The sequence below is a fragment of the Amycolatopsis sp. WAC 01375 genome (assembly GCF_003947325.1).
Lineage (GTDB): Bacteria > Actinomycetota > Actinomycetes > Mycobacteriales > Pseudonocardiaceae > Amycolatopsis.
On sequence record NZ_QHHW01000036.1, the window covers coordinates 236,234 to 248,579 of the forward strand.

The 12,346-nt window shown below is 69.1% G+C and carries 12 protein-coding genes; 2 read left to right on the plus strand and 10 right to left on the minus strand.

Annotated elements, in window-relative coordinates:
• Positions 1–2: 2 nt before the first annotated feature.
• The 5 genes from DL991_RS23960 to DL991_RS23980 all read right to left on the minus strand — a co-directional run bounded on the left by DL991_RS23960 (position 3) and on the right by DL991_RS23980 (position 5,690).
• Entirely contained in the window at positions 3–635 is a 633-nt protein-coding gene (locus DL991_RS23960; RefSeq protein WP_125786582.1) for an SRPBCC family protein, read from the minus strand.
• Positions 636–659: 24 nt separating this feature from the next.
• Positions 660–1,514 (minus strand): xanthine dehydrogenase family protein subunit M, encoded by an 855-nt coding sequence (locus DL991_RS23965; protein WP_125786583.1) that lies wholly within the window; start codon positions 1,512–1,514, stop codon positions 660–662.
• Positions 1,511–3,949, minus strand: a complete 2,439-nt coding sequence (locus tag DL991_RS23970) for a xanthine dehydrogenase family protein molybdopterin-binding subunit (RefSeq protein WP_125786584.1) — start codon at positions 3,947–3,949, stop codon at positions 1,511–1,513. Before DL991_RS23970 ends, DL991_RS23965 begins: the two co-directional genes overlap by 4 nt.
• Positions 3,949–4,479, minus strand: a complete 531-nt coding sequence (locus DL991_RS23975; protein ID WP_125786585.1) for a (2Fe-2S)-binding protein — start codon at positions 4,477–4,479, stop codon at positions 3,949–3,951. The genes DL991_RS23970 and DL991_RS23975 overlap by 1 nt, the downstream gene beginning before the upstream one ends.
• A 293-nt stretch (positions 4,480–4,772) precedes the next feature.
• Positions 4,773–5,690 carry a threonine/serine dehydratase gene (locus DL991_RS23980; protein WP_125786586.1) on the minus strand — a complete coding sequence of 306 codons (918 nt, stop codon included), beginning with the start codon at positions 5,688–5,690 and terminating at the stop codon, positions 4,773–4,775.
• Between the two features lie 70 nt (positions 5,691–5,760).
• On the opposite strand from DL991_RS23980, the gene DL991_RS23985 reads away from it, so the two are divergent.
• Positions 5,761–6,240, plus strand: coding sequence for an Lrp/AsnC family transcriptional regulator (locus tag DL991_RS23985; RefSeq protein ID WP_125786587.1), 480 nt, complete (start codon positions 5,761–5,763; stop codon positions 6,238–6,240).
• On the opposite strand, the gene DL991_RS23990 is transcribed toward DL991_RS23985, so the two are convergent.
• The 4 genes from DL991_RS23990 to DL991_RS24005 form a co-directional block, all read right to left on the minus strand.
• The gene (locus DL991_RS23990) at positions 6,218–7,330 is read right to left on the minus strand and encodes an XdhC/CoxI family protein (protein WP_125786588.1); all 1,113 of its coding nucleotides are present in this window, start codon (positions 7,328–7,330) and stop codon (positions 6,218–6,220) included. The two genes, DL991_RS23985 and DL991_RS23990, sit on opposite strands and share 23 nt — an antisense overlap.
• On the minus strand, positions 7,323–8,426 hold the full coding sequence (locus DL991_RS23995; RefSeq protein ID WP_125786589.1) for a VWA domain-containing protein: 1,104 nt from the start codon (positions 8,424–8,426) through the stop codon (positions 7,323–7,325). Before DL991_RS23995 ends, DL991_RS23990 begins: the two co-directional genes overlap by 8 nt.
• Positions 8,427–8,507: 81 nt before the next feature.
• Positions 8,508–9,719 carry an FAD-dependent oxidoreductase gene (locus tag DL991_RS24000; protein WP_125786590.1) on the minus strand — a complete coding sequence of 404 codons (1,212 nt, stop codon included), beginning with the start codon at positions 9,717–9,719 and terminating at the stop codon, positions 8,508–8,510.
• A 57-nt stretch (positions 9,720–9,776) separates the two neighbouring features.
• Complete coding sequence (locus tag DL991_RS24005; RefSeq protein WP_125786591.1) at positions 9,777–10,343, minus strand: TetR/AcrR family transcriptional regulator; 567 nt, start codon at positions 10,341–10,343, stop codon at positions 9,777–9,779.
• 105 nt (positions 10,344–10,448) lie between these two features.
• On the opposite strand from DL991_RS24005, the gene DL991_RS24010 reads away from it, so the two are divergent.
• Positions 10,449–11,468, plus strand: coding sequence for an aldo/keto reductase (locus DL991_RS24010; protein ID WP_125786939.1), 1,020 nt, complete (start codon positions 10,449–10,451; stop codon positions 11,466–11,468).
• A gap of 3 nt (positions 11,469–11,471) precedes the next feature.
• Here the strand turns inward: DL991_RS24010 and DL991_RS24015 are convergent, their stop codons facing one another.
• On the minus strand, positions 11,472–12,344 hold the full coding sequence (locus DL991_RS24015) for a MoxR family ATPase (RefSeq protein ID WP_125786592.1): 873 nt from the start codon (positions 12,342–12,344) through the stop codon (positions 11,472–11,474).
• Between the last annotated feature and the right edge of the window lie 2 nt (positions 12,345–12,346).

Genomic DNA, 12,346 nt, shown 5'->3' on the forward strand with positions numbered 1-12,346 from the left:
CGCTATTTCGTCCGTTGCGTCACAGCCCGCACGATGGCGACGACCAGGAGCACCCCGGCGAGCACCACCAGCACCGGAGCCGCGCGTTTCACCACGGATCCGCCCACGTACTCCATCAGGTCGATGGCTTCGCCCTCCGTCACCGGCTTGACCGCTTGCAACGGCGGGCGTTCCTGGGGTTTCTCGGGCTCGGGCGTGCCGAGTTTGCCGGACAGGCAATCCGCGAAGGAGTCGAGGATCTTGCCGCCGACCTCGGAGATCATCCCGCGCCCGAACTGCGCGGGCTTACCGGTGACCGCCAGCTCCGTGGCGACGGCGCCATGGGTGACACCGTCCTTCTCGGTCAAGGTGAGCGTCACCGTCGCCGACGCCGTGCCCGCTCCCCGCGCGTCCTTGCCCGCGGCCTTGATCACGACCTTCTTGGTGTCGGCGTCCTTCTCGACGAAGTGTCCGGTTCCCTTGTAGAGCAGGGAGATCGGCCCGAGCTTGACCTTCACCGTGCCTTTGAAGGCGTCTCCGTCGACTTCGGTGACGGTGGCGCCCGGCATGCACGGCGCCACTCGTTCCGGGTCGATGACGGCCTTCCAGACCTCGTCGACCGGGGCGGGAACGGTGAATTCGTGGTCGAGCCGCACGGGCCGACCTCCCTTCTGTGTCTTTTACGAACCTGCCGCGGCGAGAACCGCCCTGCCGGTCAGCACCCTGGCGAGGTGCTGCCGGTATTCGACATCGGAATTGCCGTCGGCCGTGGGGTTCGTGCCCTCGGCCGCGCGTTCGGCCGCGCCGCGGATCGCCTCGGCGGTGGCCGCGCAGCCGACCAGCGCCTCCTCGACCCCGGCCGCCCGCACCGGTGTCGAGCCCATGTTGGTCAGCGCGACCCGCGCTTCCTCGATGGTGCCCGCCTCGGTGCGGACGCAGGCCGCGACCGCGACCATCGACCACGCCTGGGCGACCCGGTTGAACTTCTCGTAGTGGGCGCGCCAGCCGGTGTGTTTCGGCACGCGGACCTCGATCAGGAGCTCGTCCGCGGCGAGCGCGGTGGTGAACATGTCCTGGAAGAAGTCCGCCGCGGCGACCGTCCGCCGTCCGCCCGGCCCGGCGACGACGAGTTCGCAACCGAGCGCGAGCACGGGGGCGAGCAGGTCACCGGCGGGATCGGCGTGCGCGATGGCGCCGCCGAACGTGCCTCGATGGCGGATCTGCGGATCGGCCACCGTGTCGGTGGCGGCCTTGAGCAACGCGGCGTGCTCGGCGACCAGCGCGTCCCGCTGGACGTCGTAATGCGTGGTCATCGCGCCGATCACCAGCGCGTCGCCGTCGTCGCGGACACCACGGAGTTCGGCGACCTTCCCGAGGTCGACCAGTGTGGTCGGCGTGGCGAGCCGCATTCGCAGCACCGGAAGCAGGCTTTGCCCGCCCGCCAGTACCTTGGCGTCCTCACCCGCTTCGGCGAGCGCGCTGATCGCTTCGTCCACTGTGGACGGAGCGACGTAGTCGAACGGGGCCGGGATCACTGGGCACCTCCGGTGGCGTCGATCGAACCGAGACCGCCACCGGCTTCGGAGCCCAGCCCGCCCGCGGCGGCCGACCCGTGCTGGACGGCGTGCCAGACCCGCATCGGGGTCAACGGCATTTCGATGTCGTTCACCCCGAAGTGCCGGACGGCGTCGACCACGGCGTTGACCACCGCCGGGGTCGAGGCGATCGTGCCCGCCTCGCCGACTCCCTTGGCGCCCAACGGGTTCGTCGTCGACGGTGTCTCGGTGCGGTCGGTGGTGAAGCTGGGCAGGTCCGCCGCCGACGGGAGCAGGTAGTCGGCGAACGTCCCGGTGGTCAGCGTGCCGCCTTCGTCGTGGACGGCCTCCTCGAACAACGCCTGCGCGATGCCCTGCGCGAGCCCGCCGTGCACCTGGCCTTCGACGATCAGCGGATTGACGGCCACGCCGACGTCGTCGACGCAGACGTAGGAGCGCAACCGCACACGCCCGGTTTCGGTGTCGACCTCGGCCGCGCACAGATGCGTGCCGTGCGGGAAGGAGAAGTTCTCCGGATCGAACGTGTCCGACGAATCCAGCGACGGTTCGACGCCGTCCGGCAGGTTGTGCGCCGAGAACACGGCCCACGCGATGTCCTGGATGGACGTCGAGGAATCCGTGCCCTTGACCGAGAACTTGCCCGCCGAGAATTCGAGGTCGTCCTCGGCGCACTCCATCAGATGTGCCGCGATCGGCTTGGCCTTGGCGAGCACCTTGTCCGCCGCCTTGACCACCGCGATCCCGCCGACCACCAGCGACCGCGAGCCGTAGGTGTCCATGCCCTTGTGCGAGGACTGGGTGTCGCCGTGGATGACCTCGATGTCCTCGAACGGGATGCCGAGTTTGTCGGCGACGATCTGGCTCCACGCCGTCTCGTGGCCCTGGCCGTGCGCGGAGGCGCCGGTGATGACCTCGATCTTGCCGGTCGGCAGCACCCGGATCTCCGCGTGCTCCCAGCCGCCTGCCGCGTAGTCCAGCGAACCGAGCACCCGCGACGGCGCGAGACCGCACATCTCGGTGAACGTCGAGATGCCGATACCGAGCTGGACCGGGTCGCCCGATTCCCGTCGCTCCTTCTGCTCGCGGCGAAGCCCGTCGTAGTCGAAGAGTTCCTTGGCCTTGGCGGTCGCGGCCTCGTAGTTGCCCGAGTCGTAGGTCAGCCCGGCCACCGTGGTGAACGGGAACTCCTCGTGCTTGATCCAGTTCTTCTCGCGGATCTCCATCGGGTCCATGCCCAGCTCGACGGCGAGTTCGTCCATCATCCGCTCGATCCCGAAGGTGGCCTCCGGCCGCCCGGCGCCGCGATACGCGTCGGTGAGCGTGGTGTTGGTGAACACGTTGGTGCAGGCGAAGTGGTACGCCGGGAACTTGTAGATGGCGTTGAACATGAACGCGCCGAGGATCGGCACGCCAGGGCCGACGAGGCCGAGGTACGCGCCCATGTCGGCGAGCAGTTCGACCTTGAGGCCGGTCACCGTGCCGTCGCGGTTCGCGGTGATGGTGAGGTCCTGGATCTGGTCGCGGCCGTGGTGCGCGGCGACCATCGTCTCCGACCGGGACTCGTTCCACTTGACCGGTTTGCCGAGCCGCTGGGCGATGAGCGTCGACATCATCTCTTCGGGCAGCACGGCGATCTTGCCGCCGAACCCGCCGCCGACGTCGGGCGCGATCACCCGCACCTTGTGCTCGGGCAGGCCGAGCGTGGCCGCGGTCATCGTCTTGAGGATGTGCGGGACCTGGGTGGCCGACCACATGACCAGCTGGCTGCCCGTCGGGTCGACGACGCACGCCCGCGGTTCCATGAACGCCGGCACCAGGCGCTGCTGACGGAAGCGTCGTTTGAGCACGACCTCGGAGTTCGAGATGGCGTCCTCGACGCTGGAACCCGTTCCCGCGTCGGCGGAGTCGAAGACCCAGACCGCGTTCTGGTTGGTGCCGAGGTCCTCGTGCACCAGCGGCGCGCCCTCGGCGAGCGCGTTTTCGAGCCCGAGAACGACCGGCAGTTCGTCGTACTCGACGTCGATCGACTCGAGCGCGTCGTGTGCTTCGGCCGACGTCCGGGCGACGACCACCGCGACACCCTCACCGGCGAAGTTCACCGTGTCCGAAGCGAGGATGGGCCGCCTCGGCGACTTCATGTCCGGGGTGATCGGCCACGCGCACGGCATGCCGATGGCGCTTTCCGGGTCGAGGTCCTTCCCGGTGAACACCGCGACCACACCCGGCGCGGACTTCGCCTCGGTGACGTCGATCGAGACGATCTTGGCGTGCGCGAACGGACTGCGGAGCACCGCGAGATGCAGCATGCCGGGCAAGGTCAGGTTGTCGGTCCAGCGGGTCCTGCCGGTGATGAGGCGCTCGTCCTCCTTGCGGCGACGGGACTTGCCCACCTCCGGTTCGATCGTGGAGGTCATCACTCACCACCCGCGCCGACACGGGAAGCGGTGTCCGAGGCGAGCCGCTCGGCCTCCGGACCGGCACCGGGCCGCATCTGGTGGGCGGCGTCGCGGACCGCGCGGACGATGTTCTGATAGCCCGTGCACCGGCAAAGGTTGCCTTCGAGACCTTCCCGGACGGCCTTCTCGTCCGGATCGGGATTGTCGGCGAGCAGGTCGATCGACTGCATGATCATGCCGGGCGTGCAGAAACCGCACTGGAGCGCGTGATTCTCGTGGAAGGCCTTCTGCACCGGATGCAGTTCGCCGTCGCGGGCGAGTCCCTCGATCGTGGTGACCTCGCAGCCGTCGGCCTGGACCGCGAGTACCGAACAGGATTTCACGCTGTGCCCGTCGAGGTGGACGGTGCAGGCTCCGCAGTTGCTGGTGTCGCAACCGACCACGGTGCCTACCTTCCCGACCCGTTCGCGCAGATGGTGCACGAGGAGGGTTCGGGGCTCGACGTCGTCTGTGTAGGTGGTTCCGTCGACGGTGACGGTGATGCGCATCAGGCCTCCAAAAGCAAGAGAAACCCCGCGCTGGTCCGGGGTCGTTCGGGAGCGGCCGGTCATTCGGTTGTCACGGACCGACCCCGGGGCGACCGTGATCGGACTCACAGTCGAGCGTGCTACTCAGGTCCGGCCAGGGCAACCCCCACCAGGGGGTGACTCCTCGACGGTGGCGCAGATGCGTTGAAAGAGCAGGGTTATCGCCGCAGGCGCGGAGATGCGGCGAGTGTCCATTCGGTACTGACTCATAAGTGGTAAGGACGGTCATCGAGAGGAAGGCAAGAGAACCGTCCTCACCATTCATGAGGCCAGGCGGCGTTCGCCCCGGTGACCACGGTGGCGACCCGGTCGCCGGGGATGTCGTGCAAGGTCAGCGCGGCCAGGCCGGCGGCCCCCGCCGGTTCCGGGAGGATGCCGAGGGTTTCCGCGCCCAGCCGCATGGCCGCGCGCAGATCGTCGTCTTCGACCAGCACGAAGTCGTCCACGAGCGAGCGCAGGCGCCGGATGGATTCGGGTTCCGGGGTGCGGATCGAGATGCCACCGGCGAACGAGTTCACCCGGTCGACGGTGACCGGCTCACCGGCCCGCCAGCTCGTCACCATCGCCTGAGCCGACGTGGTCCCGACACCGACGATCCGGACGTCCGGCGTCTGCGCCTTGAGCCAGAGCGCGACGCCGGCGATCAGCGCGCCGTCGCCGACCGGCAGCACGACCGTGTCGATCCCGCCCGCTTCCGCCAGTTCCAGCCCGATCGTGCCCGCCCCTTCGGAGATCGCCGGCTCACGGCCGTCGACCACGAAGACGCGATCCGGGGCTTCGGCGGCAAAGATGGCCGCGGCGACCTTCGCCTCGCCGTCGACCCGGCGCACCCGCGCGCCCAAGGTCTTCATCCGCCGCAGTTTGACCGGGGAGATGTCGGCGGGGACGAACACCTCGGCCCGCAGACCGTGTTCGCGGGCGGCGTACGCGACGGCCTGCCCGAAGTTGCCGCTGGTGCCGCACACCATCGTGGTGCCGGGTTCCAGCCCGGCCGCGAAGTAGTCCGCGCCCCGGCCTTTGAAGCTGCGCAACGGATTCAGCGTCTCGATCTTCACCAGCACGTTTCTGCCGAGCCGTTCGTTCAGCTGTTCGTCGCTGTACTGCGGGGAATTCAGGAAAACGGGATCGATCACCTTCGCCGCCTCGGCGACGTTGTCCAGCTTCAGGTCCATGACGCTCAAGCTAGGCCCGGAGCCGATCATGGCGATTGTAAATTTTCCCGCCCGCGTGCAAAAATCTTGCGTGCCTCTCGACGAGATCGACCACCTGCTGCTCGACCTCGTCCAGGCCGACGCGGCCCGTCCCCTGCACGATCTGGGTGATGCCGTCGGCCTCTCCCCCAGTGCGGTCCAGCGACGGCTGACCCGGCTGCGCGCCACGGGCGTGATCCGCGCCGAGGTCGCCGTGCTCGATCCGGACGAGCTCGGCGCGGGGATGACGTCGGTCGTCCTCGTGGCGCTGACCGACGACGACGAAAAGCACCACACGGCCTTCCGCGAGCGGATGCTGGCCGAGCGTCGCGTCCAGCACTGCTACAGCATCGTCGGGCAGTGGGATTACGTTGTCGTCCTGCTCAGCCCGGATCTCAAGGCGAGCCGGTACCTGTCCAGGAAGCTGTTCGACGAGCACGTCAAACGGTTCGAGACGCTGCCCGCCTTCGAGGTGGTCAAGTCGAGCCAGTCGGTGCCGGTGCCCGGCGTCAGCCGTGGATCCGGCCGCTGAGTTCGGCGAGCCGCGAGCCCGAACCGCTCCACCGCAGCGCGATGATCTCCGCCGCGATCGACACCGCCGTCTCCTCGGGGGTCCGCGCGCCGAGATCGAGGCCGATCGGCGAGGACAGCCGTTCGAGTTCCGCCTCGGTGACCCCGGCCTCGCGCAGCCGCGCGAACCGGTCGTCGTGGGTCTTGCGCGAACCCATCGCGCCGACGTAGCCGACGTCGAGGCGCAACGCGACCTCCAGCAACGGCACGTCGAACTTCGGGTCGTGGGTGAGCACGGCGATCGCGGTCCGGCCGTCGATCCGGCCGGCGTCGGCTTCGGCCTCGAGATAGCGATGCGGCCAGTCGACGACGACCTCGTGCGCGTCGGGGAACCGGCTCTTCGTCGCGAACACGGGCCGCGCGTCGCAGACCGTGACCTGATAGCCGAGGTACGCGCCCATCTTCGCCATCGCGGCCGCGAAGTCGATCGCGCCGAAGACCAGCAGGCGCGCGGGCGGTTCGAAGGAATTGACGAAGACCGTCATCCCTTCGCCGCGGCGCTGCCCGTCCGGCCCGTAGCGCAGGGTTCCGGTGCGGCCGCCGGCGAGCATGCCGCGCGCGTCGTCGACGACGGCGTCGTCCATCCGCGACGAACCGAGCGAACCGGCGACCCGGTCCGGCCAGACGATCAGATGCTCGCCGACCAGGCCCTCCCGTTCGTGCTCGGTCACCGTGACCACGGCGACCGGCTGTCCACTGTGGACCGATTCGACGACATCGCCGAGCTCCGGCATCGAGTCGCGGTCGATGTGCTGGACGTAGATGTCGATGATCCCGCCGCAGGTCAGCCCGACGGCGAACGCGTCGTCGTCGCTGACGCCGTAGCGCTGCAGCACGGGCGCGCGGTCGGCGACCACCTGCTGCGCGAGCTCGTAGACGGCGCCTTCGACGCAGCCGCCGGAGACACTGCCGGTGACCGTGCCGTCCGGGGCCACGAGCATCGCCGCCCCAGGGCTCCGCGGCGCCGACGAGAACGTCGCCACCACGGTGCCGACCCCCACCGTCTCGCCTGCCGCCCAGCGGCGGTGCAGTTCGTCCAGTACGTCACGCATCGGCGATCTCCACCAGCAGTCGTTCCAATGTGGCCAAGCTGTGCCCGGCGAGCAGCCGATCGAGGTACGGGAGCGCGGCCACGATGCCGGACTGCACGGGAGCGTAACCCGCCCGCCCCGCGTGCGGATTCACCCAGAATACGACGTGCGCGAGCCGCCGCAGCCTGGCGAGCTGCTCGCCGAGCAGGCCGGGGTCGCCCCGTTCCCAGCCGTCCGAGAACACGGTGACCACGGATCGCCTGGCCACGCCACGTTGTCCCCAGCGGTCGAGGAACGCCCGCAGGGTCTCGCCGAGCCTGGTCCCGCCCGCGAAATCGGGGACCGCGGCGGCCGCGGCGAGCATGGCGTGCTCGGGATCGCGCAGCCGGAGCTGGCGAGAGACCCTGGTGAGCCGGGTGCCAAGGGTGAACACCTCGACCCGGCCCGGAGCGCGCCGCGTCACGACGTGCGCGAACCGCAACAGGGAGTCGGCGTACGGCCCCATCGAGCCGGAGACGTCGATCAGGAAGACGACGCGGCGTGGTTTGACGCCCTTCCGCCGGTACGCCAGGCGCACGGGCTCGCCGCCGCCTGCCAGCATCGCCCGGAGCGTGCGTGACGGATCTAGAGTGCCCCGCCGGGCGGCGCGACGGCGGGGCGACGACCGCAGCGGGAGGGCCGGGCGCAGTTTCGCGAGCAGTTCCCGCAGGTGAGCGCGTTCGGCGACGCTCAGTTCGGCGAGATCGCGATGGCGCAGGATCTCTTCGTCACTCGCCGCCACGCGGAGTTCGTCGGGCTCCGCGCCGGACTCGCCCTGTCCCGGCGCCTGCGCGAGGGTGGCGATCCTGGCCCGCTTCGGGGCCGCTTCCCGGCCTCGCCGTCGTGGTCCGGCTTCCTTTTCGGTGAACCAGCCGTCGAACGCGGCGTCGTAGCGCGGGAGGTCGTCGGGGTCGGCGCACAACGTCAGCCGTCCGGCCCAGTAGAGCTGCTCGGGATCGGCTAGGTCGATCGCGTCGACGGCTCCGAGGTACGCCTGCACTCGGTGCGCGTCGCACGGCAAACCGGCTTCGCGCAAAGCCTCCGCGAAGCCGACGAAACTCGCCAGTGGGTCGCTCACCCCTCCATTGTGCGCGCAATTCGGCACCTGGTTGCGGTACTTGCGCGCGCAAGTACCGCAACCAGGTGCCGAATTGCGAGGTCAGCGGCGGGCGAAGACCGGGGTTTTCTCGCGCAGGGGGCCGATGCCGCCCATGAAGGCCCCGAAGGCGGTGAGCTGCGGGAAGCGGTCCGATATCCGGAGTGGCAGCGGCACGGTCCGCTCGTTCAGGGTCCCGTCGAGGGCGGGCTCGATGAGCATCTTGTGCTCCACCAGTTGCTGCTTCTGGGCGAGCGTGACGGCCACCGACCGACGGCGCTGCACCCGGGCGAGATCCCGCGCGGTCAGCGTGCCGCGCAGCAGCGGGGCCGCGAGGATCCGAGCGGCCGCGACGGCGTCCTGCACCGCGATGTTGACACCCATCCCGCCGACCGGCGACATCGCGTGCGCGGCGTCGCCGATGCAGAGCACCCGGCCCGAGTACCAGTGCGGCAGCTTCGACATCCGGACCTTCAGCAGTTTGACGTCGTCCCAGTCGCGGATCTCGCTCACCTGCTCGTCGTTCCAGCCGAACAGGCCGCCGATGCGGGCACGGAACTTGTCGATCCCTTCGGCCCGCCGCGCGGTGTCCTGCCCCTTCCGGATCAGATACGAGGTCTGGAAGTAGTCGCCGCGGTCCATGGTCACGCCGGCGAGCCCGCCCTCGAACCGGCCGAACACCTGGGCCTCTTTGCCGGTGTCTTCGAGTTTGGGCACCCGGACCCACCAGACGTCCATCGGCACCTCGTACTCCTTCGGCACGAGTCCCGCTTCCGCGCGGATCAAGGAATCCCGGCCGTCGCAGCCGACCACGAGCGGCGCGGCCAGTTCCCGCTCCTCGCCGTCGGAATCGCGGTAGCGCACGCCGCCTCCGTCGCGCAGGCCGAGCACCTCGGCCCCCATCCGCAGGGTGAACGTCGGTTCCCCGGCCGCGGCTTCGGCGAGCAGGTTCAGGAAATCCCATTGCGGGACCATGGCGATGTACTTGTGCGGCCCGGGAACGCGGCTGAAATCGGCGGCGACGATCGTCCTGTCGCCGATCAGCATCCGCATCTTCTCGAGCCGTTTCGACGGCAGTTCCGCGAACCGCTCGCCGAGGCCGAGTTCGTCGAGCAGCATCAGCGTCGGCGGATGCACCGTGTCGCCGCGGAAATCGCGGAAGAAATCCTTGTGCTTCTCGAGAACGGTGACTTCGACCCCGGCTCGCGCCAACAGGAGCCCGAGCACCATCCCCGCCGGACCGCCCCCCACCACACAACACTGTGTACGTTCCATAGTCGAGTTTTAGCGTGCCTCGTGGACCATTACCACGTATTCGGCTCCGAAGAGGACCTAGGTCCCGAGTCCCGCGATGAGGATCCCGACCATCTTGCGCGCGTTGTAGCGCGGATCGCTTTCGGCACCGATGCAGAGGTTCCCGACCCCGCGCATGACTTCCATCGCCTGGAGATCGGAGCGGATCTCGCCCGCCTCCGCGGCGGCGTCGAGCAATCGGGCGCACACCGGCAAGAGGGTGTCGAGGAAGTAGGCGTGCAGCGTCTCGAATCCGGCGTTGTCGGACTGCAGGACCGCCGCCAGGCCGTGTTTGGTGACCAGGAAATCGACGAAGAGGTCGATCCAGCGCCGCAACGCCTCGTACGGGGAATCGCTCGACGCCAGCAGTTCCGGTCCGGCTTCGGCGCACGCGTCGACCTGGTGCCGGTAGACGGCGATGATGAGGTCGGCCCTGGTCGGGAAGTGCCGGTAGATCGTGCCCATCCCGACGCCCGCCTTGGCCGCGATGTCGCGGACCGGCGCCTCGACCCCCGAGGTGACGAAGACGGCGGCGGCCGCGTCGAGCAACGTCTTCTCGTTGCGCCGGGCATCCGCGCGTTTGGCCTTGGTGCCTTCTTGAGCCATCACGCCACTCCTCCACCGCCGAGCCGGGTTGCCAAACGGAACATTGCTCCGTATGGTTAGCGGAGCAAGGTTCCGCTTGCTCATCTTGCCATGGAGGACACCGTCATGCAGTACCGCACCTTGGGCAGGACCGGTGTGCAGGTCAGCACCCTCGCGCTGGGCGCGATGAACTTCGGCGCGATCGGGCGCACCACCCAGGACGAGGCCACCGCCCTCGTCGACACCGCGCTGGCGGCCGGGATCAACCTCGTCGACACCGCCGACATGTACAGCGACGGCGAGTCGGAGAAGATGGTCGGGAAGGCCATCGCGGGCCGCCGCGAAGACGTCGTGCTGGCCACGAAGGCGAGCATGCCGATGGGCGACGAGCGCAACCATCAGGGTGCTTCACGCCGCTGGCTGGTCACCGAACTGGACAACAGCCTGCGTCGCCTCGATGTCGACCACGTCGATCTCTACCAGATCCACCGCTGGGATCCGAAGACCGGCGACGAGGAGACGCTCTCGGCGCTGACCGATCTGCAGCGCGCGGGGAAGATCCGCTACTTCGGTTCGTCGACGTTCCCGGCGTACCGCATCGTGCAGGCCCAGTGGGCCGCACGCGAACACCGGCTGAGCCGGTACGTCACCGAACAGCCCGGCTATTCGATCCTGCAGCGCGGAATCGAAACCCATGTGCTGCCCGTGACCGAGGAATACGGGATGGGGGTGCTGGCGTGGAGCCCGCTGGCGTCCGGCTGGCTGTCCGGTGCGGTCCGGGAAGGCCGCGAGATCAGCACGAACCGTTCCGCGGTGCTGCCGCAACGTTTCGATCTGTCCCGGCCCGGCAACCGGGTCCGGCTGGAAGCCGTCGAGCGGCTGGTCAAGGTGGCCGACCAGGCAGGGTTGAGCCTCATCCAGCTCGCGCTCGGCTTCGTCGTCGCGCATCCGGGCGTGACCAGCGCGCTCATCGGGCCCCGCACACTGGAGCACCTGGAGTCTCAGCTCGCCGCCGCGGACACGGTGCTTTCCGCCGACGTCCTCGACGCGATCGACGAGATCGTCGCCCCTGGCACCGATCTCGCCCCGGAGGAGAAGCACGACACCCCGCCTTCCCTGCTCGACGCTTCGCTGCGGCGCCGCTGACGCTCAGGCGAGCAGGTTGTCCAGCTTGGCCCGGACACGGGTGAGGTCTTCGCTGTACTTGAGCACCGAGCCGAGCGTCCGCGCGGCGGCCGCGGCGTCCAATTCGGACATTCCGAGGGCGAGGAGCGCCTGAGCCCAGTCGAGCGATTCCGCCACGCCGGGCGGCTTCAGCAACTCCATCGCCCGGAGCCGCTGTACCGCCGTCGCGACCTGCGCGGCGAGCGCTTCGCCGAGGCCCGGGATCTTGCGGCGCAGGATCTCGATCTCACGGCCGAGGCCCGGATGTTCGAGCCAGTGATAGAGACAGCGGCGCTTCAGCGCGTCGTGCACCTCCCGCGTCCGATTGGAGGTGAGCACCACGAGCGGCGGATGTTCGGCACGCACCTCGCCGAACTCGGGGATCGTCACCGCGTTCTCGTCGAGGAGTTGCAGCAGGAAGGCTTCGAACTCGTCGTCCGCCCGGTCGATCTCGTCGACCAGCAGCACACACGGCGCGGTCTGCAACGCCTTCAGCAGCGGCCGGGCCAGCAGGAAACGTTCGGTGTAGAGGGACTGTTCGGCGGCCTCGACGTCGAGGCCGCCGTCACCGGAGGCTTCCAGTGCCCGCAAATGCAGCAGCTGACGGGGAAAGTCCCATTCGTACAGCGCCTGCGCCGCATCGATCCCCTCGTGACACTGGAGCCGGATGAGCGGCACGCCGAGCGCTTCGGCCAGCCCCAAGGCGAGCGAGGTCTTGCCGGTACCCGGCTCGCCCTCGCAGAACAGCGGGCGGCCGAGTGCCACGGCGAGGAATCCGGCTGTGGCGATGCCGTCGTCGGCGAGATAGCCGACCGATTCGAGGGCTTCGGCCAGTTTCTCGGGCGATTCGACGGTCACTT